Genomic DNA, 23,162 nt, shown 5'->3' with positions numbered 1-23,162 from the left:
TTTGTTTCCCATTAGTGTGAAAGTAAGGATATTTTAATTCGGCGAAACATAAATATAATCTATTATAAACTTAACAACCGATTTACTCGCTGCCATTTGGGATCGAAGTCAATTTCGTAAGTGAAAGTTACCAATCTGTTTTCTGCCAGACTAACCTTTCTTAAAAATTGCTCGATAGGTTCATTCTTTTCCGAATAACATTCGATTTCCATTCCTCTATCTGATACCAGCCTGGAAACCAAGTGGCAAATGCATATCCTCTTCAATTCATCTGAGAAGAAATCCTCAATTGCTCCCATATCCAAGTCAGGATTATTCTGGGCAACTTTATCAGTGAGATCAATACTTATCCCGATATGATAAGGGCAAAATTCTTTGAATTCGTACTTTCTATATGATTTATCAACCCACCCTGTTCCTAGTTCACCGTTTGGCATGGTTAGCTTTAAGAGGGTAAAAGAATGTTTCGGATATATCTGATCCGAATACTTTACCATCTTCCAGTCAACCACAGGAGGTTTGTTTCCAAAAAACTTGTTTAAAAAGTTCAATTTTTAGGGGTTTATTGTTAGTTACGTGGTCTTTTGCTTTTCCTCGTTGATCCTCCTGTAAAGCAGTTTAACTATCCAATCAAGTTCGCTCTGTTCAGACCAATATTCACTAATATATCCAAAAGTCTGGTATGTTGAGACGTTAAAGCCTTCCTCAATGTCATTGTAAAAAACTACCGCATTTCCGAAAATTGCGACCACCCAAAATCCTCCACCCTCGCTTCCATATGCTGTTTCCTGCCATTTCTTGGGCGCAATTTTAATCAGGTTCCAAAAGTTCAATGGCTCACCTTCGAGTTTTGATTCTCCCCTTGAGATCCATTCTTCTAATTCAGCTAATGAAATCGGTGTCCACATATTGTTCTACCTAGTATGCTTAGTTTTATTTACGCTGATCTTACTTATAATCTTTTTTTCTGTTTCAACCTGTATCACATTGACGATTAAATTAGGATCGATATTTAAAATATAAGCCAAGCGCAAGATTTCAGAAACTGTAAACTTTTCAGGATCGGCCAGTTTTACAGAATATCTTTCTGAATTGATACCTAAAAGTTTGATGATCTTAGTTGGGTATAATTCCGAAATATCATACATCTTTTTAATCTTGTTGGTTTCAAACATTGCGCCTATTGACGAAAGGTCTTTTTCGGGACTATTATTGTTGTTCTTCCAATTAGCCATATTACTACGTTTATAACTAAAGTCGTCAATAGATTACTATTCATTTATAAAAAAGAACCATTAGTAAATTTAAAAATACTAATAGTTTGTTTTTGTGTGTACTTTTCACTACGTTTGGGTATGAAAGAATAAAGAATTATTTTTAGCGATTACTTCACAAAATATTGAAGCATTCGCACTTCGAGTCTCGTCTTAGAAACCTGAGAAATTTCAAATGGATACGAGAGGTAAGTGTAGTGCTCACGTCATAGGCGTGAGCCTGCTTTTCCGTATCCAAGGCTTCTCAGGGCCACTAAGACGGGAAGTGGGTTTCACGCCTTATTTTGTGCCTTCCACTTCCAAGACTCATTTGAAAGAAATTTAAATGAGATCAATATGGAACCACAATTATCACCAGAAGCCGAACACGCTGTCTATTTTAGGGCGTTTATCCAACAGCTTGCCCAGAAGTTCGAACCACTCCAGATCTTCAGCTTTTCGCAGAACAGCTATACGCATAATTCCCAAGGCTGCTTTAATGATGGTCAACACTATTTCAGATCTCACCATTGCCTATTGGTAGTTACCGAAACGGCAACCCGAATAGATTATGAAATGCAGGATTTCGCCAATACCAGTTATCGGCAAGGCACAACTACCATCATCTCCCATGGCAAGCAATCGGTTATGGACGCAGTACAGCAAAACAGCCGCTTTTTTATCAGCGTGCTTACCTATGGAAAACTGCTCTACAATAAGGACGGACTATTAGATGGCGACCTGCTCCCTCCTTATATTCCTGCTAAGGGCGCAATTAAGGCAATAAGACATTATGAACATCGCATACTGCTAGCTGACGGATTTCTGATGTGCGCAGCCGAATGCCTGGAGAATGAACAGTTTGGAATATGCGCCTTTATGCTCCATCAGGCCGTAGAACAGGCTTGTATCTGCCTGGTGAGGGTTCATATCGCCTACCGTTCGGAGTTCCATAACCTCTACCGCCTGCTCCGTTTGTGCCAGTGCTTTTCCGAACGCCCTTTTCAACTTTTCATGTCCACTCCCGAAGATGAGCGCTTATTTGATATCATGGCAAAAAGTTATTCTGGTTCGCGTTACAGAGATGATTTTACGGTTTCTCGGCAGGATGCGGAGCGTCTTTATCAACGGGTCGCATCTTTTCTTTTGTTGGCAAAAGAGATGTGCAACGAAAAAATAGAACTGCTGGCCAAATCGGCATCAGATTATGCAGCCTTAAAAAATGCTGATCATGTACAGATCGAAAAAATATTACATGCCAATATTTGATATTATGAAGAAGCTAACAAAAAAAATATCTGATAACAGGATCGTTTATCTAAACAATGATGAAATAACAGATCCGGTAAAAGTGGTAAACGATTTTTTCAGTTACTCATGGTTGCCCAATCATTTGAAGATGCTGAAACGCTGGCGAAACGATGCTGCGCTCGAATCCGAAGAAGCAAAAAAATGTAGTCCAGACAGCCTGGTCTATCATTACGAACTGACCATAAAGCTGATAGAAGCCGCCTGGCTCTTAAAGTGCCATAAGCCTGGCAAACTTCACTTCAATGACAAACAGGAAAGTGAACTCGCAAAATGGTACATCAAAACGGAAAGGAAGAAGCTACGGGACTATCCTGGAAATCTGAGCATTCGGGAGATCGTAAAGCCTTCATCTGTATTAAAGAAAATGTTCAGGATCTATAAACTCGACGGGTACAAAAAAATCCTGAACACATGGCTTCACAATGCACTGAGCAGCTCCTTCATAGAAGAAAGCCTGTCCAAATCTGAAGTCATCACCGTTTACGAACAATTGGTCAAGCTGTTCGAGGCTACATGGCTGATTAGTGAGCGTTTAAAAGAGGGTAATTAAAACATAATTTTCCGTCCCGACTGAACGAAGGGCCTAACAAAGCTGAGTTCAGAATCCGAGCGGTAACGGTAATAATGCATTTGTAAGTGTTCTTGTTTTGACGTTTTGCCAATGGTTAGAATTAACCACTTAAAGTATTTTATTAGCTTTGGGAGCATTGTTATTGCAATCACTTCGGATAATCTATTTTGTTTTTTTTCAAAACCTTGATCAGCTCTTTTCTTATAATGGTATCCCCTATTACATTGACCATAAACTTAATCTGTTCAATCTGGTCATTTGTCAACGAATCTGAAAAATTGAATTTCATGTTATATCCAGCATTTACCACTGATCCCGCTGTCATTACGATGTCTTCATCCGCTTCAAGTTCGATTAGATTGATGGGATTAATATCAATCCTGTCGAATGATTTATCTTTTCGGAAGGTTATTTTACCTAGATTCCGTCTGGTCTGAGCAATTCCATCTCCAGCAACAAATTTTGTGGTGATGACAATCGAAAGTGTATCAAGATTAACAACCTCCCTGTATTTCAGCCCAGTCGGACCATATTCCATCATTCCCTTAAAATATTCCTTATAGTCACCTAACAAGTTGATTACTTTATAATCACCTGGTGCAATTATTAAGGGAAAGTGAGTTTTATTTTCATCACCAATTCTCTTGAAATATTTCTCCGATCCGTCATCAGGAATGATTTCAAGTTCAATATTGGACTCTAAAATTAGCTCATTTTGATTACCATTGTTTTTGTATACAATGGGGATTGTCAATTTTTCGTCAATCGAAGGGAACATAAAGGCGTAAAGGAGTTCATGTTTAGTATTAAAAAATTGATAATACATTGTGAGTAATGATACCAAAATTGCCAGTACACTTAAAAAAATGTTTAAATTGAACTTTGATTTGATGTAACGAAGTGCCCTTTTAAAGAAATTGATCATATCTATATCTTCCCATGCGAAGGTAGGTATTAATCGCAAGCTATTTCAGGACAAGACATAAAGAGGTTTTGTTTTTAGAGTCAATATAATTGTCAATTATCTAGTTATCCATTATTATTTATCAATTGATTTTTTTCTCTTTACATTAACTTTTGCATTGAATCCCACATCATATCCTTTTTCTTGAGCAATGTAAAGAATTGTTGCGAAGCTACTTTGCGAAATACCTCCTCCATAACATGTTTTTATTAGTTTTTCACTTAATTCTTCATTATGACGTATTCCATCTAAACGACACAAATCTAAAAAATAGTTTACGCCCGTATTGTAGTTGAAAGAGTTACTTATTGCATAAGCTACTCTAATCCAGTTTTCGTGAGTATCTGTAATGGATAAACCTCTTTTTTGTAAATAATGTAAAATCCTCTTTAATGTGCGTTTGGAAATTTCATCATTTTTAGAATAATCTGTTGAATGCGTATTTTTAACTAAATCAATATTAGCCTTTTTTAACTCTTTAACAACGACTTCTTTATTTGGTATTTTAATGAAAGGTTCGCATTTAAAATTAATCTTTATATCGGGATCATACGATACAAAGCAAAGCCTAGACATATCAGAACCAGATGTATCCAATTTAATATTGTAAGTAGAGTTAAAATACTCTACAGCACCTTTATAAACATCCTTATGATCTTTGGGCTCTAGACCATTTACTATTAAAAATTTAATTCCGTCGCCTGAAGGGGAAAGCCACGCAGATAACACATATTTATCATTTGATAATTTAGAAATCAAAATGCTAATACCCTCGCCAATTTTGTCAATATCCATGACTATTAAGCCACTGTACTGCATAATATTTGCTGCTGTTCTTGTCGGAGAAAATATTCCAGAAAATGTTAAAGCAGGTAAATTGTTTTTATATAACGTATATTTCTCATATTCTTTCCTATCATACAATTCTCGAGCAGTTAATATTTTCGATTTAAATATACCAGAGCCAAAACTCTCTAAGACGGCCTTAATTCCTGCTTCCCTATACACATGCTTAAAAGGTTTTGGATAAAAACCAACAATTAAATTTTCTTCCATATATTTAAATAGAAATAAAAGTAATACATTTATGGCGAGGGTAGCGAACTCTTTATAGAAGTTATTTAAAACTCGGCTTATTTTTTGATAGGCTAATACGCGTAAGGCAAAAATCTTAACTGGAGAATCATGGTTTCAAACCAACCACAATATCGAAGTAATTCCTTTAGCCGCTGCCCTCTTTTTTCTTTATGAAAGAGTTTGATGTGTATTTCGACTTTCATAATGTAGTTAATCAGCTGATAATTTCCAGGTCAAAAATAGCTTTTTACATCCATAAAAATTCCTATTTGGATAAATTCCTGATGGGAAATCATTTTACTGTCAAAGATAAATTAAAGAGAGAGGAGATAAAGGTTGTAAGCGATTTGATGCCACCCAGAAAAGAGTGGTCTAGACCTAGTAAGCATTCTTATAGAAAGAGATTTGAGTCATCTATAGAGTTGAACCAACAATCAATAAAAAATAGAGTTTATCAAATTCATCGTTTGTTTTATAGCAAGCAAATTAGTTTTCTAGATACACCGATTTGGTATCAAAATTTAAGAAAATTTATTTTTGACTTAAGAATTTATGTCTTCCAGAGTCACGAACTTATACTCGACACGCCGTTAATTATACCAGCGAGAAAACCACCATATCATAAAACAGACATCGTTAGAAGGCCATTGGCAAAATTCAAGCTGAGAGATAAAATTATATTAAGCATAACTAATAAATATCTCACGAAAATTTTCGATAATATATTTCTAGATTCTTCATTTGCTTTTAGGTCAAGAAATAGTTTTATGGCAGGACCGACATATAACGACGCTGTAGAGCAAATGAGAAATTTTAGGATAAAAAATGAAGATACTGCTCTTTATGTTTCGGAATGTGACATCAAAAAATTTTTTGATTGCGTAGATCATGGGGTTGTTATATCGACATATAAAGAAATAGAAAATGTCCTAAATGCGGACGGTATATATATAGACAAAAAAGCTAAAAGTATATTTCAAGCATACTTAGCTTGTTATGCATTTAATAAGCAAGTATTCCCATTAAACAAAGAAAAAGACTATTGGCATCACATGAATGATTTTGATGGTCAATTTGGATGGAGTGCAGAATTTGAGGATGAATTTAATAATGGCAAATTAGATAATAAAAGAATTGGAATTCCTCAAGGAGGCGCATTATCAGGCTTAATTGTCAATATCATCATGCATCCACTAGATGTTGCAGTAACAGATTTAAACGAATGGAACAAAATCTATTTGTATTTACGTTATTGTGATGATATGGTAATCATTCATTCCTCCGCAGATGAGTGCAAAAGATTGTTTGGCATATATTTTAAAAATCTTTCAGCGCTAAAGTTAATTCCACACGATCCCCCCAATTTAAAATTAAAGTATTGCAAAGAATTTTGGGGTTCTAATATAAAATCAAGAGACGTTTACTATTGGTCAAAAAAAAACGATTCTAATTGTCCTCATTCTCCCTGGGTAAGTTTTCTCGGTTATATGGTCAATTTTGATGGAGATTTGAAAATTCGAAAATCTTCACTAGATAAACAAGTTTCAAAGCATAACAACGAGCTTGTAAAAACAATAAAAAAACTCGATAAGATAAGTGACTTAGCCCTTGTTAATCAGGAGTTTGCAATTCTTAGGAGTTTTGAAACTAAACTGATATCAATGGCTGTAGGCAATGTAGATATCAACAATTATAAAAAAGAACGAGTTAAAATGTGTTGGGGTGCTGGTTTCAAGTTGATTGAGAACAATAAATTTACGCGTACTCAATTAAAAAAATTAGATTCCTCTCGAAAGAAAACAATATCTAGACTTCGTAATTATTTTAAATCTAGAAATATTGAAAATGTTCCAGTAGAAAAAGAAGATGATCTTGAAATATTAAAACCGAAATATCCTCATTCATTCTTTAGCTTGCTTGATAGGCCTAAAGCATGAGTTAATCGAAATATTGTTAAGCTGAAAATAAGATTTATGCTTAAATTGCAACCAATCCGAGATTGCTTATTACCGATTTAAATTAACAACCAATTCACAATGAAAGTTCAAACAATAAAATTGATACAGAACAAGCAGCAAATGTTTGTTTTTGTTGTACCAGCGGAAATTCTATATAATAATTTTGATATATCAAGACGAAAAGATGATAATATAACTAATGATGAGGGCTATCAGAGATCTTTTGGAAGTAGCAGAATTAAAAATATGCAAAATTATCTTCAAAAAGAAAATGGAATCATTCCGAACTCCATATTAGTAAATATTGATAAGGGAAATTATTCTTTTGATGAAAAAAAAGGTGAATTAACACTGAAAGATGAAGCCTCAATTGGTTTTATTATCGATGGGCAACATCGAGTAATTGGAACTTATCATGCAGATCCCAAAATATTGCTACCAGTTGTGGCAACTGTTGAATTGGATGTGGTCGAGCAAGCCAAACTCTTTATTAAAATTAATTCAACACAAAAAGGAGTTCCAACTTCATTATATTTAGATCTATTAGATTTAACTGAAGGTGAAATCGATAATTTTGATGATGAAGGTATTTCTAACTTGGGGGAACGTCGTGCTGTTGAAATCGCTAAAAGACTCAATGAAGAGACAGATAGTCCATTCTTTGAAAAGGTGAATACCGTAGGAGAGAGAAGTCAAGGGGTTTCTTTAGCCGCGTTTAAAGCTAGCCTTTTAGAATATGTTGATCATAAAAATGGTAAGTTCAAAGAATACGGTTTCGAACAACAATACATTATCTTTAAGATCTTTTTCAAATCAATTAAGGCTGTCTATTTACCTCAATGGGAAAAGGCTGTGTTCTTTAAATCAGCGATTTTTGGAGGTATCATGAAAGCTATGTATGAAATTTTTGTTACAGTAACGCAACAAAAGAAATCATTCAGCACAAATAATACTATTGAAGTGCTTGAACTTGTTAATAGTTTTGATTTTAGTAGCGGAAAATTTGGTAGTGGTTTTAAGGCTCAGGACAACTTAGCAAAAGCATTAATTTCAGATTTAAAGTCAACTATTAAAGATAATAATTCAACAATCCGTATTGAGGAATAATGAATTTATCAGAAATAGCAATTGCTTTTAAAGATTGTAATGCAGAAACAAATACATACACTTTCAAAGATTATAAAGAAGGCTTAAAAAGTCAAGGCACCGATTTCAAAGGTGGTCTAATAGTCAACGACGTTAACAATTTTATTTTATACGATTGTGAAAGGCTTCTAACAAAAAGTGTATTAAATATTGTTGCTGCTGATTTATTGATGAAAAAAGGGCTGTTCAATTGGAGTTTTGTGAGCTCTTATTACAGTAGTTTCTTCTCTGTACAGGCATTAAATAGATTACAATTAAATTTTACTGCTTATGATGTTAAATGTGAGATTGTGAATTATAACACAAAGGAAGTCAAACTTACGAAGTACGCTTCATCGAGTAACTCTCACGACGAACAGTTCCACATTTATCATAATAATAATGTACCGGAATATAAAAAAGAACAGATTGATAGAATATGGAATTTAGGGCTTTCCACATTTGAAGGACTAGAAGGATATGGATCCGAACACCGATTAAGAAATGCAATAAACTATTATTTATCACATACTGATAAGTTTTATTATGAATTGAATATACGTAATAGTGATTTTCTGAAAATCATCAAAGATAACAGTAGATCCCCATTTTTAGGTGAAAAAGATTCAGTGCCAATTCCTCCAAATTTTGCTAAAAGAGCATTAAAAATCGCTACTGCAAGAATTAGAGTCGTTAGTTATGTCCTGAACTACATAGCAAACCATAATGCTGAGTATAAAAGTTATTATATTCGTAATATGAATAATAGATTAGAGCCACTCAAAGTAAGATATCCATTTATAAGTGATTGGCTTATGGCGTTTTTAGCAGATTGGTTGAAATTCAATGAAATACTTGTTGAAGAAATTTTTCCAATTAAAGTTTAGAGACAATACTAATTCGAATCTACCTGCTTTCTGATATTAATTGAGCGATGGAGTTCGCCTATAAAATTCTTTTATATTCCTTTTTTACGCCTGCACCTCAAACTGCAAGCCGCTCAAATACAGGTACAAACCCTGTTCACGGCTGATGAGTTCCTGATGGGTGCCCGATTCAATAATTTGTCCCTTTTCCATCACCAGGATCCGGTCTGCTTCACGAATGGTGGATAAACGGTGTGCGATGATGATAGAGGTGCGGCCGCTCATTAATTCTTCCAGGGCTTCCTGTACCAGGCGTTCCGATTCGGAGTCGAGCGAAGAAGTAGCTTCGTCTAAAATTAATATAGACGGGTTTTTTAACAGTGCCCGGGCAATGGCAATGCGCTGCCGTTGTCCGCCTGATAGTTTTACCCCACGTTCTCCAACTATGGTGCCGTAACTTTCCGGAAATGCGCTGATAAAATCATGTGCATTTGCCCGTTTAGCGGCCTGTATAATTTCTGCTTTGGTAGCCGTTAACTTGCCGTATGCAATGTTTTCCAATATCGTTCCGCCAAATAACATTACATCCTGCGGAACAATAGCGATCTGGTTCCGGATATCCGTAAGCGAATAGGCAGCGGCTGGTTTGCCATCGAACAGGATTTCGCCGCTTTGCGGATGGTAAAATTGTAGTATCAATCCTGCTGTGGTCGATTTGCCCGAGCCACTCGGACCTACTATGGCTATTTTTTGTCCGGCTTTGGCCTCGAAAGATACCTGGCTTAATACGGCTGCTTCCGGCCGTGAAGGATAGGCAAAATTGACATGATTAAAAGCGAGATTCCCCGTTATTTTTTGGCTCGTTACCTGGTCCTTTTCGTTTATGGAAACGGCTTCGCCCTGCTCTCCCAATATTTCCAGTACCCTTTCGCTGGCCCCAACAGCCTTTTGCAGGTTGGCAAAAAGTTCGGGAAAACTTCCCAGCGAACTGCCGAGGAACATCGCATATAATGAAAACTTTAAAAGTTCGCCAAAGGTGATTTCATGCTGACTAACCAGCACGCAGCCATATCCGATTACGGCCAGTACCCCACCAAAAACGCACAGCACTATAAAGGAAACAAACATGCCCCTGAATTTTGCGCCCTTAATGGCAATATCGGCTACCTCGCGGATGGTGTTCCGGTAACGCGTGGCCTCGAATGCCTCGTTTACGAAAGCTTTTACATTGGCAATACCCGATAAGGTTTCTTCCACTATACTGTTTGATTCGGCCATTTTATCCTGCGCCTGGCGCGAAATCTTTTTGATAAAACGGCCAAACAGCACCGCAAATACAATCATCACGGGCAAGACCAAAAGCAGGGCAAAAACCAGCTTTTTCGATATGATGGCCATAAAAACGACACCGCCTACAAACAGCACCAGCTGCCGCAACAGCTCTGCAATGGTGGTGGTTAACGTATCCTGAACCTGTGAAAGGTCGGCAGAGATCCTGCTGTTCAGTTCACCTACCCTGCGGTTCGAGAAGAAATTCATGGGCAGGGTGATCAATTTGAAGTAAGTGTCGCGCCTGATGTCGGCCAGGGAGCGTTCGGCTACCGTAACAAACCATAATATTCTAAAATAAGACACTACTGCCTGCAAGGCCAATACTACAAAAGCCAACATTAAAATGCCCTGTATGGTGCCTGGCAGGTAACTGTTGGTGTGTTTGCCCTGTGCTGTATCAATTAAGGCGCCGATAAAAGATGGAAAGGCCAGCCCAACCAAACTGGACAAGAATAGAAAAAACAGCGCAGCAATAAATTTACCACGATAAGGTTTTAAATAAGTAAGTAAACGGGCAACGTTGCCCAAACTTTCTCTGGTTATTTTTGCTTTTGCTAATTCAACGCCCGGTGCATTTCCGCTGTTTAACTGTTTTCTTGCCATTATTTTGATGTTGATCGTTGGGATATATTCCTTTTTTAATGCCTGTTGTAATACCAAACAGGATTATGGTAGTGAAGACGGATCAACATCAAAAATACTTTAAATATTTTGAGCTATTTAAGCAGGTTAGTCTGGAGGTTTATACTGGTGATGAAAAATGCTTATTGGTTATTTTCCAAAGCAACAGATTTAAAACTTTTGGTACAAACAGCCCCATCGTACTAACTCTTCAGATCCTTTGAGAAGCGATCAATAAAAGATTTCTAAAATTGGGCGTCATTTCGACTGGAACGCAGTGGAATGGAGAAATCTTTGAACTGTGTTAAAAGATCTCTCCTCCAAAGGAGTTCCTTTGGAACACTGCGGTCGAGATGACGAAAGATTGCTTCCCTCGTTTGGGACAGGCTGTCGGCTGAAAGCCTTTTCTCATCCGATAGCTATTGGATAACGATTATTCTCGGCCTCTTAATTACCCTTAAACTTCTCTACAGCTTCGGGCGTTACCGGGGTAAACAGATTCACCAGGTTGCCATCGGGATCTCTTAATAATAAAGATTGATTGCCCCAGGGCATGATAGTAGGTTCTTGTACCACGGCACCTTTTAAAGAAGCAGCCAGCTGATCGAAAAGTTGCTGTACATCATCCCCCCTGAATTCGATAATCACACTAAGGTTCTGTGCGGGCTGCGCCACATGGTTACCACCAAAAAACTGTAAAGTACGGGTGCTGCCAATGGCCAAAGTTGCGGTTTTGGTTTTCAGTTCGGCGAAATCGGGCGTGTACCTGGTGGCGGTTAAGCCTGTTACCTGTTCATAAAAATGGATAAGTGCCGCTACCTGATCGGTGATAATGCGTGTTGATATTAAATTCATTGCTAATTGGTTTTGATGATGCAGCGAAGTTATTGGGGGCTTATGACAACTGTTTGTCAGGGCTGATGATTTTTTTTCGTAAATATTCCTAAAGAATATATTGATGCAGAGCAAACATGAAATCGGCTGCATTGGCCGCTTCCATCCTATCTAAACGGTACATTCTACAGTTATTCTTAGTGAATGATCCTGGCTGCTCCGACACAGCCATACACCAACCATACCTTAAAATAACTTTCTCTTTACCTCTTATTTAGCTATTGTTAGCCTGCCAACCTAAAGCGACGCAAATCTTTGACCAACCTGATCTAGAACAAGACTACAACTCAACCGAAGTAAGTACAAAGCAGTGTGCAAGTAAGTACCACGCAAGCCTGGCCGGAAGGTGGCCTAAACGTGGGCTAAAGGTGGCATGAAGGTGGACTTTTTAATATTTTTTTGAGGATTTTTAATCAGATGGATTGATTTGGGTGATCATCCCTTTTTGATTAACCTAATATACTAAAATTATGGCTGTTGAGAATGGAATGACCAAAATTAAAGGGCAAACGGGATTTTGTTTTTTTACAAACGCGGAATTAAGGCCATTGTAAGAAAGGTGAAACTTTAACAGCCGATCATAACGTTTAGTAATCTGTATAAATAAAAAGCCATTGCGGGACAGTCCATAACAATGGCTTTTCTCGAATAAAATATCCTGATATTAATGTTCAAACATTTCATGTCTTACAGATAATTTATCCTCCAGCCCCACCTGATCTAGAGCCGAAGAAACCAATATTGGATAGGCCCCATGTGTTACAGCTTTGTATCCACAGAATAAAGGATCAGGCGGAAAAGTTAGGAGATATGCTTCAAGCATAATGAGGTAACTTAGTCTCTTATTTTAATGTTGTTTTGATTATTCCGGCAAAGGTTGCTGCCCAGATTGCACCCTCTCGATCCTTTGCGATCCGTTCGATATTGACACTGGGAACATTAGAATTTTCAGTGGTATAGATTTCGGTCTTTTTGCCTGCTATGTCGTATTTAATGATGCCTATGTTGTTTTGACTGAGCCATAAGGTATTTTTTTCTTCATCCAAAAAGAAATCATTGATGCTATTTCCGGCAAACATTGTTAGGGCATCGCTCCATAAACGCTGCCATTTTCCGTCGGGAGAAAGTATATACATTCCTGCTTCTGCGCCTTTTTCATTATAGAGCGAAAACCAGAGATTGCCTTTTTTATCTTCCCACATCTTGGAAATGTAAGCTTTTGATAGTGGTGACGAGTTATCGTTTAAAGCAGTGGTTTTACCTTTTTCAATAACAACGTTGCCCTCAAAAGTACCGATCCACGTGCGGTCTTTGCTGTCCACAAACACGCCCAGAACCCTATCAGATGGCAACTTCGAGTTCTTTTTGTTCATCACGCTCCATTTGCTGCCATCAAACCTGGCTACCCCATCCCAAGAGGTGAAAAGAATATTCCCCTTAGGGTCGACTACGATATTTCTTGCCCAGTTAATGGGTGAATTAAGTGAATCGAATTTGGTCCAAACATGGTTATCGTAGCGGTAAACATCATAGCCGATCACAAACCACTTATTATCCTTTTGATCAACCGCCATGTCCCGGACCGACTCCGTCTGGGCCTTGTTGTATTTCGTTGCGGAGACAATGGTATTTCCAGAATTAAAGTGCTGCCATTTGCCTTCTGATATTTTCACAATCCCGTTATCCGTTCCGATCCAGATGTCGCCCTTTAAATCAGCTGCCACAGCCCTGCTCATATCCCAGGGCAGTTCGGAGTTGCCCTGTGTAAATACTTTCCAGCCCTCACTAAGCGCTGCCCGTTCACTTCCCTTCCGGTCGGGAGTACCCGTGGCTTTCATATTGGATTGGTTAGTAAAATTAAATGTTCTGCGTTTGGCCCTGAATTTCCCATCTACGAATTCCATCATGAGCGATACCGAGCTGTTTGCCTTTTTCGAGCCATCTATTGCAGGTGTCCAGTTTTCAGTAGCATTGACCGATTGCCTGATGCCGAGTTCAGCTGAACCTATGTTGGTCTTGTTATCGATGCTTAACAGGCAGGGCTTGCCTTCCTGATTGACCAGGATCTGCATTTCCAGCGTACCTTTGAGCGTTAAAAGGTTTTTTTCGCCGATACCACGCAAGATATTCTGAAACACTGTCTTTGGCGGCTGCGCCTGTGGATTTCCGCAATCCAGGCAGAATTCGGAGAGTTTGCAGTCTTCAAACTTTTCAGGGTAAAGGCTCTGTGCATTCAGAAGGATTGAAAACAGGCTTAAGGCAATAACTAAGAGTGTCTTTTTCACAATAATTTTATTTTTTGTTTTTATAAGGTTAATAACTTTGGAGTATACACCAGGTTTTCTCAAACTGCTTTGCTGCAAGATCCACTTCTTTGATCCGGAAATACAGTCTGCCGCTGTCTCCCCACATATAATCGTTTTCCTCATTGCTATCGATCTGTAGCAACAGCCGTCAATCCTTGGCATTGGGTTTTAGTTGAGTGTATTAGATAAAATAGATCATGAAAGATATACCATTCGTTTGATTACTCAAAATTATTTGCTGCTATGTTTATCAAGACTGGCATCAACCAAAATACAATGATCAACTTGCATCACATCTCACCGTTTCCATTTCAGCTAGTTCGAAGGTAAGGTTCACCGAACATCCATTAAGCGGTCTTGTACAGTGCTTAACCATTGCAGGAATGGTGAATAGCTGTCCCGGTTTCAGCTCAACCGTACGGTCTTCAAGATCAATTAATAAAGTGCCTTCAATGCCCATAAAGGTTTCATCACTATTTGGATGGTAGTGCCAGTAAAAGGACTCCGTCATTACCCCAACCCTTACAACATGGTCGTTAAAGAGGGAAAGCGGAATATTTTTGTAGCTGCTGACGCCAGCGATCTCCTGCTCAATATCAATCACGGTAAGCTGAGGTATGGTCCTGATCATGTTTTTATTTTAGCCTTAAAATTACATATTTCTTAATTCAAAGCATATTAACATGCAATTACATCTTTAGTACCAGACTCATCACTAACTCAAAGATAGATGGGCACCCGGTGCACATAATAAATATCATACCCGCTGTTCCGATTTATACAATTTATTCTATAAAGCATCGATTAGCTTTGTGAAATTCCTTAATTTTAAATGATAACCAAATACGTTATGGAACAGAACCAATTGATCAGAATGGATAATATGGGCATTGTTGTGGCATCGCTCGACAATGCAATCTCTTTTTTCACCGAAATCGGACTGAAACTTGAAGGCCAGGCAACAATCGAGGGAGAATGGGCAGGTAAGGTTACCGGGCTGGGCAACCAGCACGTGGAAGTTGCTATGATGGTTACCCACGACGGCCATAGCCGCCTTGAAATTTCACAGTTTATTGCTCCGGTTACCATTTCAGACCACCGCGAAGCACCCGTTAATTCCCTTGGCTACCTGCGTGTAATGTTTACGGTTTCAGATATCGACGAGTTGTTGCCAAGACTGCAAAAACACGGCGCCACATTGGTTGGTGAAGTTGTTCAATATGAAGACACCTATAAACTCTGCTACATCAGGGGATCAGAAGGTCTTCTGATCGGGCTTGCGCAGGAACTTCACAAAAAATGATGAAATTGATAACCCGTGGCTTCTTTTAAAGGATAGCGCATCGGTCCCATCCTTATAAAGACCACACGGCAAGCTCATAACCATCCGGATCAAGGAATTGAAACCGGCGACCGCCAGGGAAAGCAAATATTTCTTTTGAAATTACGCCGCCTGCTTGAATCACATTTGTTCTGGTTCCTTCTAAATCCTGTGAGTAAAGTACAACCAGGATACTTCCTTTCGACGGCGCTCCAATGGTAAAACCACCATCTACAAAATCCCCTTCAAAAGCAGTATATTCAGGCCCGTAATCGGTAAAAACCCATCCAAAAGCCGATGTATAAAATGCTTTGACCTTTTCAAGGTCGCGGGAAAGAAATTCAAGGTACTGCACCTGCTGGTGCTTTAACTTCTGTGGCGTATTGCTCATAAATATGTTGCTTGATCAGCAAAAATACCTATAAATGGGCTTGCCTCCCAAAAAATTATTGTTTTGGTTTCAAGATGCTTTCCTAGTTACTGGTACAGACAAGCCTTCGCCTGTACCTTTAACCATCTCGCCTTAGGCTTTCAGGCTCATGCCCCCGTCCATTACGATTTCTGCCCCTGTAATATAAGTGGCAGCATCACCACAAAAGAAGGTAACCATTTTGGCCACATCCTCAGATTTTCCGATTTTGCCGAGCGGAATACGGCCGATCAGCCACTGGTTAATGCCTGCTAACTGTTCTTCGCTCAGTCCTATTTTGTTCATGATTTCTGTAGCGATAGGGCCTGGACTCACACTGTTCACCCGGATCTGGCGTGGTGCAAGCTCTACCGCTGCAATACGCATCACCGAGTTCAGTGCTGCTTTGCTTGAAGAGTAAATTGAGCTGTTTGCCCCGTCCATGTGTGCGGTATTAGAAGAAAGGAATACCACAGAACCACCATCATTCAGCAATGGGATAAATTTGCTCAAAGTAAAATATGCACCTTTAAAATTAACACCAAAAATGTTATCAAAACTTTTTTCAGTAGCATCTGCAATGCTGCTCTGCTCCACTACACCCGCATTAATAAACAGGATGTCAATTTTACCAAAGATTGTTCCTACCTCACTCGCTAATCCTTCAATTGCGGTAATCTGGCTCTGATCTGCCACCAATCCTATCACACCAAGGTCTGAAGCAGCCTTTTCAACGGCATCTTTCCTCCTTCCGGTAATAATCACCTCTGCACCCTGTGCTTTTAATTCTTTTGCGGTGGCATAACCGATGCCGCTATTTCCGCCGGTTATCAGCGCTTTTTTTCCTGTTAAATTGTTCATGATAAAAAAATAAATTTTATACCTGCAAAAATATGGTTGTATTGGTATACTTTTGTAGTCAGTATAACAGAGTATACCAGTTATGGAAACAGAAAAAACAATCCAGATTGCAACAGAGGTGCTGTCTAATCCACGCAACCAAAAAGAAGAGGTACAAGCTTTACAGGATACACTTTATGTGCTCGGGGGCAAATGGAAACTGCCGATCATCAATTCCATCTGTAATGGAAATAAAAGATTCCGGGATATTGAAAGAAGCATTCCGGGAATTACCACGCGGATGCTGAGTAAGGAATTAAAGGAAATGACGGCAAACCAGCTGATCAAAAGAACAGTGATAGACGATACTCCTGTAAGTATTGAATATACTTCCACTGAATACTGCCAATCTTTTGGCGGCATCATCCTGGAAATGATCAGGTGGGGCAAAAGCCACAGGCAACGCTTGAAGGGAACTGCTGATTAGGTTAATGGCTAACAATTTTTATCGATGCAAAGTTCCATGATCTTAAAAGAACGTGCCTAAGCAAATCTATCTTTGTGTTAGCCAAATTGACTAAGAGCGCATTATCTTATTGAGATCAATTTTATCGGGCCAAATGAAAATTGTATTTTTCCAAAAAAATGGCAGACAAATTAAGCACAGCTTGATGCACCAAATACCCTATAAGTAACATATGAATAAAACATTTTTAATTCTTCTTTTAACTTTTTTTACGGCAGTAGTTTTTGGACAAAAAAACAGGACAAATGAAAGCGATAAAAGTAAAGCCTTTGTCTTGGGGCGAATAGAAGAAATCCAATCAAAAGAACTGGCTGAGAAAAGAATCCTGAACATTTATCTTCCCGAAGGCTATAAACAAAACGATACCACAAAATATCCGGTAATTTATCTGCTTGATGGTTCTGCAGACGAAGATTTTATCCATATTGTAGGGCTTGTGCAGTTTAATAGTTTCGAATGGGTAAATCAGCTGCCTAAATCAATTGTGGTGGGCATTGCCACTGTAGACCGGAAACGGGATTTTACTTTCCCTACCTCAATCGAGGGCGACAAGAAAAGATATCCTACAACAGGCCATTCGGATAAATTTATTTCGTTCATTGAAAAAGAGCTTGAGCCGTACATTCAATCAAAATATAAAACGAATGCGAACAAAACACTTATTGGGCAATCTTTAGGCGGTTTGCTGGCTACTGAAATCCTAATCAAAAAAACTAAACTTTTTAATAAATACATTATTATTAGTCCGAGTTTGTGGTGGGATAACGCTTCGTTGTTGAATCAGGATTCCGAATTAAAGGAAAATACGTTTAAGCAAGAAACCGATGTTTACATTGGTGTAGGTAAAGAAGGCCTTACACCAACTGAAATACCCAGGGTGATGGAAGTAGATGCAAATTTACTGACTGAAAAAATTAAAGGTCTCAAAAACAAAAATGTGCGGGTATATTTTGATTTTTTACCACAGGAGAACCATGCTACGATTATGCACCAGGCGGTGTCCAATTCTTTTAAATTTTTATATCCGGTAGTGAAAAAAGAATAGGGTTTAGAAAAAATATCCGACAGGAGTGGAATGCAAAACCTGTATACAAAATCATGCTACTAAAACGTTAAAATGAAGGTTTTTGATTAAAAAAGTAATAAAATTTTTTAATTCAAAAAAATAAACGTTAATTAGACATTTATTTATTGTTATGAGCACAGCAAACTATGTAATTGGAGTGGATTACGGGACAGATTCTGTCCGGTCAGTTCTAGTCGATACCGCAAACGGAAAGGAAATAGCATCGTCTGTTTTTCTTTATCCAAGATGGCAGAAAGGTTTATATTGTAAACCGGCTGTTAATCAGTTCCGCCAGCATCCGTTAGATTATATTGAAGGTTTAACACACACTATAAAAGATTGTTTAACAAAAGCAGGTGGTGCCGATATTGCACATCTGGTAAAGGGAATTTCGGTTGATACAACTGGGTCAAGTCCGGTGGCTGTTGATGCAACGGGTACTCCCCTTGCCCTGACCAAAGATTTTGAAGAAAATCCAAATGCCATGTTTGTGCTTTGGAAAGACCATACATCAGTTAAAGAAGCCGCAGAAATTAATGAACACGCTACTAAATTCAGTACCAATTATCTTAAATATGTAGGTGGCATTTATTCATCAGAATGGTTCTGGTCTAAATTATTACACATATTAAGGGTTGATCCGACTATTAAAAAAGGTGCGGCATCGTGGGTAGAACATTGCGACTGGGTTCCGTTTTTACTTTGTGGTGGAAACGACATTACAGCAATGAAACGTAGCCGTTGTGCCGCCGGGCATAAAGCACTTTGGGCAGAAGAGTTTAACGGCTTACCTCCTGAAGATTTCTTTAGTAGTCTTGATCCGCTTTTAGCAGGCTTTAGAGATAAATTATTCTCCGATACCTATACTTCTGATGTTGCTGCGGGAACACTGAGCGAGGAATGGGCAACTAAACTGGGCTTAAGTACAGATGTAGTTGTTGGTGTTGGTGCATTTGATGCACACATGGGGGCAGTTGGCGGACAAATTGAGCCATACTACCTGAGTAAAGTAATGGGTACGAGTACCTGCGATATTTTGGTTGCACCAAACCAGGATTTACATGGAAAATTGATTAATGGGATCTGTGGACAGGTTAATGGCTCGGTAATTCCGGGTATGGCAGGTTTAGAGGCTGGTCAATCTGCTTTTGGTGATGTTTATGCCTGGTTCAAAAATTTAATCAGCTGGCCATTAAACCATTTGCTTACTGAATCTGATGTAATTGATGAAGCTACAGCTACTGCATTAAAGGCAGAGCTCGAAGGAAAAATAATCGCCAATTTAAGCAAACAGGCTGATGCTTTACCAGAGGGGGATTATGCCGAACTGGCTATCGACTGGTTGAACGGCCGTAGAACACCAGATGCCAATCAGGAACTTAAAGGTGCTATAACGGGTTTAGGTTTAGGAACAGATGCGCCACGGTTTTTCCGTGCCTTAGCTGCTGCCACCTGTTTTGGTGCAAAAGCCATTGTAGATCGTTTTAAAGAACAGGGCGTTCCGGTTAAAGGAATTATCGGTATTGGCGGTGTAGCAAAAAAATCGGCTTATATTATGCAAATGATGGCAGATGTATTGGAAATGCCCATTAGAATCCATCGTTTTGAGCATACCTGTGCGTTAGGTGCGGCAATGTTCGCGGCTGTAGCAGCTGGTGTTTATCCAAATATCGAAGCAGCCATGGCGGCCATGGGAACAGGCTTTGAGAAAGAATACAAGCCAAATATTAAAAAACAAAAACTTTACCGCCAGCATTACCAACAATATTTGGGGCTAGGCAGGTACCTGGAGAAATACAATAAAAAAGATGTAAAACCTTATTTATCATGAGCAACTATCAGGATATAAAAGAGCAGGCTTACCAGGCCAACATGCAGTTGCCCAAATTAGGGCTGGTACTTTTTACCTTCGGCAATGTGAGTGCTGCAGATCGATCAAAAGGTGTTTTTGCCATTAAACCAAGCGGCGTGCCTTACGAAGATTTGTCGCCCGAGAAAATGGTGATTGTAGATTTTGAAGGAAATACTGTTGAAGGAAGTCTACGCCCCTCGTCGGATACTAAAACCCATGCGGTTTTATATAAACACTGGGCAGAAATTGGTGGGATTGTACATACACATTCTACTTATGGCACAGCCTGGGCACAGGCGCAAAGGGCAATTCCAATTTTCGGAACTACCCATGCCGACCATTTAACAGTCGATATTCCGTGTGCACCACCAATGGCTGATGAAATGATTAAAGGGAATTATGAGTACGAAACGGGTTTTCAGATCATGAACCATTTTGAAAGTTTGGGTTTAAGCTATAAAGAACTTGAGATGATTTTGGTGGGTAACCACGCTCCTTTTACCTGGGGAAAAACAGCCGAGAAAGCCGTTTATAACAGTGCGGTTTTAGAAACTGTGGCACAAATGGCTTTGCTAACGGAACAAATTAATGCTAAAGCCCCAAAGTTGAAAGATTCGTTAATAGAAAAACATTACGAGCGTAAGCATGGTGATGGTGCTTATTATGGACAGCTTTAAGGTAGTCTTTAGTCACGAGTCTAAAGTCTTTAGTCTTGGGTGCAGAGATAGCGTTGCATAATAAGTTTGGAAAGCAGGTACAGTGGTGCTTGGGGAACGAAAGTCCCGCCATTCGCTATAGTCCCGATGAAGAATCGGGAGCTGTCGCTGCTGTCGGGTTTAACATTGTAAGGTTTACCTAAGTGAGCTAAACCTGATTGGAGTGAGCATCCCGATGTAAAATCGGGATAAAACGGAAAGCAGGACTATCCTAACCGATGGAATACGGAACCTTGCTTTTCAAAAAAATATTTCGGTCTGTGAGGACACAGACCGAGGAAGAAGAGTGGTACGCTTTAAAAAGATATACATAATGGTCTGTGAGGACACAGACCATGACATTGAATAAATTAAAAATAACATAAATAGTAATGATTGATTTAAAAAAGTTACAAGTTTGGTTCATCACAGGTACGCAACATTTGTACGGTGAAGAAACCTTAAAACAAGTAGCGGAGCACGCCCAACAAGTGGCCGATTCGTTAAACCAGAACGGAAGTATTTCTGTTTCGGTAGTGTACAAGCCGATTGTAAAAACAACCGAAGAGATTTTTGAAACCCTGCAACAAGCCAATATTGATGAGAACTGTATCGGCGTAATTACCTGGATGCACACCTTCTCTCCTGCTAAAATGTGGATCAGGGGCTTAAATGTTTTGCAGAAACCATTATTACACTTACATACGCAGTTTAACCGCGATATTCCTTGGAATACCATTGATATGGATTTCATGAACCTGAATCAAAGTGCACACGGCGACCGCGAATTTGGTTTTATGGTTTCGCGCATGCGTAAAGACCGTAAGGTAGTTGTTGGGCATTGGCAGGATGAAGAAGTAGCTAAACAGATCGATACCTGGTGCAGGGCTGCTGCAGGATGGCACGATTGGCAAGGTGCTAAATTCGCCCGCTTTGGTGATAATATGCGTTATGTGGCCGTTACCGATGGCGATAAGGTAGAAGCTGAAATGAAATTTGGTTTCGCGGTAAATACCTATGGTATAGGTGATTTAGTAGCAGTAATTAATGAAATAAGTGAGGAGTCTATTCAAGCGTTATTAAAAGAATATGAAGAGACTTACGAAATGACTGCCGATTTAAAAGTTGGCGGTGCCAGGCATTCATCTGTTTACGAAGCAGCTAAAATCGAACTGGGTTTAAGAAAATTCCTGGAAGACGGTGGTTTTAAAGGTTTCTCTGATACTTTTGAAGATTTACATGGTATGATCCAGTTACCTGGAATTGCAGCGCAACGTTTAATGGCCGATGGTTATGGCTTTGCGGGTGAAGGCGACTGGAAAACGGCAGCTTTGGTACGTGCCTGTAAAGTAATGGGTGCAGGTTTAGCTGGTGGAAATGCATTTATGGAAGATTATACCTATCATTTCGATCCGGCAAACTCAATGGTTTTGGGCTCGCACATGCTCGAGGTTGATGCATCATTGGCAAGTGGTAAAGCGAGTTTAGAGGTTCACCCATTAGGTATTGGCGGCAAAGCAGATCCTGCGCGTTTGGTTTTTAACGTTGCTGGTGGCGATGCTTTAAATGCATCTTTAATAGATATGGGCAACCGTTTCCGTTTATTGGTGAACGAAGTAAAAGCTGTTGAAGCTGAACATGATTTACCAAACTTACCAGTAGCCCGAGTATTGTGGAAACCACTACCTGATATGAAAACGGGTTGTGCAGCATGGATTTATGCTGGTGGCGCCCACCATACCGCTTATAGCCAGAATTTAACTACCGAGCATTTATTGGATTTTGCGAATATTGCCGGCTTAGAATATGTAAATATAGGTGCCGATACCAAAATCAATCAATTCAGAAATGAATTGCATTGGAATGAGGTTTTTTATAAATAATTTTTAATAAAGTAATGCTCAATAAAAAGCCGATAATCTTAGGGTTATCGGCTTTTTTATGCAATCATCATTCTGTAATCATCATTCTATGATCGTCCCCCCTTTGATCGTCATCCTCTTTGATCGTCCTCCTGAACTTGTTTCAGGATCTTTTTAGCAACACTAAGCAGGATAGGTCCTGAAATAAGTACCATTGAAAGATCCCACCAAAAAATCGTCATCTCCTTTGGTTTATCAAACTGATTTTTCTTCTTTCAAATAGTATTACAAGAAGAAAGCTTGGTAAGCGTTT

General features: G+C 38.9%; 23 protein-coding genes. 11 read left to right on the top strand and 12 right to left on the bottom strand.

Going from position 1 to position 23,162, the window contains the following annotated elements; genetic code table 11:
- Positions 1 to 62: 62 nt before the first annotated feature.
- The 3 genes from AC1RJ8_RS07780 to AC1RJ8_RS07770 all read right to left on the bottom strand — a co-directional run bounded on the left by AC1RJ8_RS07780 (position 63) and on the right by AC1RJ8_RS07770 (position 1,235).
- Entirely contained in the window at positions 63 to 437 is a 375-nt protein-coding gene (locus AC1RJ8_RS07780) for a DUF695 domain-containing protein (protein WP_493008042.1), read from the bottom strand.
- Between the two features lie 135 nt (positions 438 to 572).
- A complete protein-coding gene (locus AC1RJ8_RS07775) occupies positions 573 to 908 on the bottom strand; it encodes a hypothetical protein (protein ID WP_492953615.1) in 336 nt (111 codons plus the stop codon).
- Positions 909 to 914: 6 nt separating this feature from the next.
- Positions 915 to 1,235, bottom strand: a complete 321-nt coding sequence (locus AC1RJ8_RS07770) for a hypothetical protein (protein ID WP_492953616.1) — start codon at positions 1,233 to 1,235, stop codon at positions 915 to 917.
- Positions 1,236 to 1,610: 375 nt separating this feature from the next.
- Between AC1RJ8_RS07770 and AC1RJ8_RS07765 the strand changes: the two genes are divergently transcribed.
- Together AC1RJ8_RS07765 and AC1RJ8_RS07760 are read left to right on the top strand one after the other, a co-directional pair.
- Complete coding sequence (locus AC1RJ8_RS07765) at positions 1,611 to 2,522, top strand: HEPN domain-containing protein (RefSeq protein ID WP_492953617.1); 912 nt, start codon at positions 1,611 to 1,613, stop codon at positions 2,520 to 2,522.
- Positions 2,523 to 2,526: 4 nt separating this feature from the next.
- A complete protein-coding gene (locus AC1RJ8_RS07760; RefSeq protein WP_492953618.1) occupies positions 2,527 to 3,114 on the top strand; it encodes a hypothetical protein in 588 nt (195 codons plus the stop codon).
- A gap of 169 nt (positions 3,115 to 3,283) precedes the next feature.
- Here AC1RJ8_RS07760 and AC1RJ8_RS07755 read toward each other — a convergent pair whose 3' ends face one another.
- Together AC1RJ8_RS07755 and AC1RJ8_RS07750 are read right to left on the bottom strand one after the other, a co-directional pair.
- On the bottom strand, positions 3,284 to 3,961 hold the full coding sequence (locus AC1RJ8_RS07755) for a hypothetical protein (RefSeq protein ID WP_492953619.1): 678 nt from the start codon (positions 3,959 to 3,961) through the stop codon (positions 3,284 to 3,286).
- A gap of 213 nt (positions 3,962 to 4,174) precedes the next feature.
- Positions 4,175 to 5,155 (bottom strand): BT4734/BF3469 family protein, encoded by a 981-nt coding sequence (locus AC1RJ8_RS07750; RefSeq protein WP_492953620.1) that lies wholly within the window; start codon positions 5,153 to 5,155, stop codon positions 4,175 to 4,177.
- A gap of 290 nt (positions 5,156 to 5,445) precedes the next feature.
- On the opposite strand from AC1RJ8_RS07750, the gene AC1RJ8_RS07745 reads away from it, so the two are divergent.
- The 3 genes from AC1RJ8_RS07745 (at position 5,446) to AC1RJ8_RS07735 (ending at position 9,146) form a co-directional block, all read left to right on the top strand.
- Complete coding sequence (locus AC1RJ8_RS07745; protein WP_493008041.1) at positions 5,446 to 7,113, top strand: reverse transcriptase domain-containing protein; 1,668 nt, start codon at positions 5,446 to 5,448, stop codon at positions 7,111 to 7,113.
- A 99-nt stretch (positions 7,114 to 7,212) separates the two neighbouring features.
- Positions 7,213 to 8,241 (top strand): DGQHR domain-containing protein, encoded by a 1,029-nt coding sequence (locus AC1RJ8_RS07740; RefSeq protein WP_492953622.1) that lies wholly within the window; start codon positions 7,213 to 7,215, stop codon positions 8,239 to 8,241.
- Positions 8,241 to 9,146 carry a hypothetical protein gene (locus AC1RJ8_RS07735; protein WP_492953623.1) on the top strand — a complete coding sequence of 302 codons (906 nt, stop codon included), beginning with the start codon at positions 8,241 to 8,243 and terminating at the stop codon, positions 9,144 to 9,146. Before AC1RJ8_RS07740 ends, AC1RJ8_RS07735 begins: the two co-directional genes overlap by 1 nt.
- An 84-nt stretch (positions 9,147 to 9,230) precedes the next feature.
- Here the strand turns inward: AC1RJ8_RS07735 and AC1RJ8_RS07730 are convergent, their stop codons facing one another.
- The 5 genes from AC1RJ8_RS07730 to AC1RJ8_RS07710 all read right to left on the bottom strand — a co-directional run bounded on the left by AC1RJ8_RS07730 (position 9,231) and on the right by AC1RJ8_RS07710 (position 14,909).
- Complete coding sequence (locus tag AC1RJ8_RS07730) at positions 9,231 to 11,060, bottom strand: ABC transporter ATP-binding protein (RefSeq protein WP_492953624.1); 1,830 nt, start codon at positions 11,058 to 11,060, stop codon at positions 9,231 to 9,233.
- 465 nt (positions 11,061 to 11,525) lie between these two features.
- The gene (locus tag AC1RJ8_RS07725) at positions 11,526 to 11,933 is read right to left on the bottom strand and encodes a VOC family protein (protein WP_492953625.1); all 408 of its coding nucleotides are present in this window, start codon (positions 11,931 to 11,933) and stop codon (positions 11,526 to 11,528) included.
- A gap of 881 nt (positions 11,934 to 12,814) precedes the next feature.
- Positions 12,815 to 14,257 (bottom strand): ligand-binding sensor domain-containing protein, encoded by a 1,443-nt coding sequence (locus AC1RJ8_RS07720; RefSeq protein WP_492953626.1) that lies wholly within the window; start codon positions 14,255 to 14,257, stop codon positions 12,815 to 12,817.
- A 28-nt stretch (positions 14,258 to 14,285) separates the two neighbouring features.
- Positions 14,286 to 14,420, bottom strand: a complete 135-nt coding sequence (locus AC1RJ8_RS07715; RefSeq protein ID WP_492953627.1) for a DUF1963 domain-containing protein — start codon at positions 14,418 to 14,420, stop codon at positions 14,286 to 14,288.
- A gap of 138 nt (positions 14,421 to 14,558) precedes the next feature.
- A complete protein-coding gene (locus AC1RJ8_RS07710) occupies positions 14,559 to 14,909 on the bottom strand; it encodes a cupin domain-containing protein (RefSeq protein ID WP_492953628.1) in 351 nt (116 codons plus the stop codon).
- A 219-nt stretch (positions 14,910 to 15,128) separates the two neighbouring features.
- On the opposite strand from AC1RJ8_RS07710, the gene AC1RJ8_RS07705 reads away from it, so the two are divergent.
- A complete protein-coding gene (locus tag AC1RJ8_RS07705) occupies positions 15,129 to 15,581 on the top strand; it encodes a VOC family protein (protein WP_492953629.1) in 453 nt (150 codons plus the stop codon).
- Positions 15,582 to 15,633: 52 nt separating this feature from the next.
- On the opposite strand, the gene AC1RJ8_RS07700 is transcribed toward AC1RJ8_RS07705, so the two are convergent.
- Positions 15,634 to 15,990 (bottom strand): VOC family protein, encoded by a 357-nt coding sequence (locus AC1RJ8_RS07700; protein WP_492953630.1) that lies wholly within the window; start codon positions 15,988 to 15,990, stop codon positions 15,634 to 15,636.
- 132 nt (positions 15,991 to 16,122) lie between these two features.
- Positions 16,123 to 16,869, bottom strand: coding sequence for an SDR family oxidoreductase (locus AC1RJ8_RS07695; RefSeq protein WP_492953631.1), 747 nt, complete (start codon positions 16,867 to 16,869; stop codon positions 16,123 to 16,125).
- Positions 16,870 to 16,951: 82 nt separating this feature from the next.
- Here AC1RJ8_RS07695 and AC1RJ8_RS07690 point away from each other — a divergent pair, with 82 nt between their 5' ends.
- The 5 genes from AC1RJ8_RS07690 (at position 16,952) to araA (ending at position 22,870) form a co-directional block, all read left to right on the top strand.
- A complete protein-coding gene (locus AC1RJ8_RS07690) occupies positions 16,952 to 17,335 on the top strand; it encodes a winged helix-turn-helix transcriptional regulator (protein ID WP_426329523.1) in 384 nt (127 codons plus the stop codon).
- 211 nt (positions 17,336 to 17,546) lie between these two features.
- Entirely contained in the window at positions 17,547 to 18,419 is an 873-nt protein-coding gene (locus tag AC1RJ8_RS07685; RefSeq protein WP_492953632.1) for an alpha/beta hydrolase, read from the top strand.
- A gap of 151 nt (positions 18,420 to 18,570) precedes the next feature.
- The gene (locus AC1RJ8_RS07680; RefSeq protein ID WP_492953633.1) at positions 18,571 to 20,271 is read left to right on the top strand and encodes a ribulokinase; all 1,701 of its coding nucleotides are present in this window, start codon (positions 18,571 to 18,573) and stop codon (positions 20,269 to 20,271) included.
- A complete protein-coding gene (locus AC1RJ8_RS07675) occupies positions 20,268 to 20,969 on the top strand; it encodes an L-ribulose-5-phosphate 4-epimerase (protein WP_492953634.1) in 702 nt (233 codons plus the stop codon). Before AC1RJ8_RS07680 ends, AC1RJ8_RS07675 begins: the two co-directional genes overlap by 4 nt.
- 410 nt (positions 20,970 to 21,379) lie before the next feature.
- Positions 21,380 to 22,870, top strand: coding sequence for an L-arabinose isomerase (gene araA, locus AC1RJ8_RS07670; RefSeq protein WP_492953635.1), 1,491 nt, complete (start codon positions 21,380 to 21,382; stop codon positions 22,868 to 22,870).
- Positions 22,871 to 23,162 lie beyond the last annotated feature (292 nt).

It is taken from the genome of Pedobacter sp. GW822-FHT03F06 (assembly GCF_058801365.1).
The sequence above is the reverse complement of the archived record's forward strand: the minus strand, read 5'-3'. Positions and strand labels throughout refer to the sequence as shown.

Coding starts and splice junctions, on each gene's coding strand:
- AC1RJ8_RS07700 (WP_492953630.1), bottom strand. CDS start 15,990: ATGAGCAATACGCCACAGAAGTTAAAGCACCAGCAGGTGCAGTACCTT.
- AC1RJ8_RS07725 (WP_492953625.1), bottom strand. CDS start 11,933: ATGAATTTAATATCAACACGCATTATCACCGATCAGGTAGCGGCACTT.
- AC1RJ8_RS07690 (WP_426329523.1), top strand. CDS start 16,952: ATGGAAACAGAAAAAACAATCCAGATTGCAACAGAGGTGCTGTCTAAT.
- AC1RJ8_RS07765 (WP_492953617.1), top strand. CDS start 1,611: ATGGAACCACAATTATCACCAGAAGCCGAACACGCTGTCTATTTTAGG.
- AC1RJ8_RS07750 (WP_492953620.1), bottom strand. CDS start 5,155: ATGGAAGAAAATTTAATTGTTGGTTTTTATCCAAAACCTTTTAAGCAT.
- AC1RJ8_RS07780 (WP_493008042.1), bottom strand. CDS start 437: ATGCCAAACGGTGAACTAGGAACAGGGTGGGTTGATAAATCATATAGA.
- AC1RJ8_RS07770 (WP_492953616.1), bottom strand. CDS start 1,235: ATGGCTAATTGGAAGAACAACAATAATAGTCCCGAAAAAGACCTTTCG.
- AC1RJ8_RS07675 (WP_492953634.1), top strand. CDS start 20,268: ATGAGCAACTATCAGGATATAAAAGAGCAGGCTTACCAGGCCAACATG.
- araA (WP_492953635.1), top strand. CDS start 21,380: ATGATTGATTTAAAAAAGTTACAAGTTTGGTTCATCACAGGTACGCAA.
- AC1RJ8_RS07775 (WP_492953615.1), bottom strand. CDS start 908: ATGTGGACACCGATTTCATTAGCTGAATTAGAAGAATGGATCTCAAGG.
- AC1RJ8_RS07740 (WP_492953622.1), top strand. CDS start 7,213: ATGAAAGTTCAAACAATAAAATTGATACAGAACAAGCAGCAAATGTTT.
- AC1RJ8_RS07755 (WP_492953619.1), bottom strand. CDS start 3,961: ATGTATTATCAATTTTTTAATACTAAACATGAACTCCTTTACGCCTTT.
- AC1RJ8_RS07710 (WP_492953628.1), bottom strand. CDS start 14,909: ATGATCAGGACCATACCTCAGCTTACCGTGATTGATATTGAGCAGGAG.
- AC1RJ8_RS07680 (WP_492953633.1), top strand. CDS start 18,571: ATGAGCACAGCAAACTATGTAATTGGAGTGGATTACGGGACAGATTCT.
- AC1RJ8_RS07760 (WP_492953618.1), top strand. CDS start 2,527: ATGAAGAAGCTAACAAAAAAAATATCTGATAACAGGATCGTTTATCTA.
- AC1RJ8_RS07695 (WP_492953631.1), bottom strand. CDS start 16,869: ATGAACAATTTAACAGGAAAAAAAGCGCTGATAACCGGCGGAAATAGC.
- AC1RJ8_RS07735 (WP_492953623.1), top strand. CDS start 8,241: ATGAATTTATCAGAAATAGCAATTGCTTTTAAAGATTGTAATGCAGAA.
- AC1RJ8_RS07685 (WP_492953632.1), top strand. CDS start 17,547: ATGAATAAAACATTTTTAATTCTTCTTTTAACTTTTTTTACGGCAGTA.
- AC1RJ8_RS07730 (WP_492953624.1), bottom strand. CDS start 11,060: ATGGCAAGAAAACAGTTAAACAGCGGAAATGCACCGGGCGTTGAATTA.
- AC1RJ8_RS07705 (WP_492953629.1), top strand. CDS start 15,129: ATGGAACAGAACCAATTGATCAGAATGGATAATATGGGCATTGTTGTG.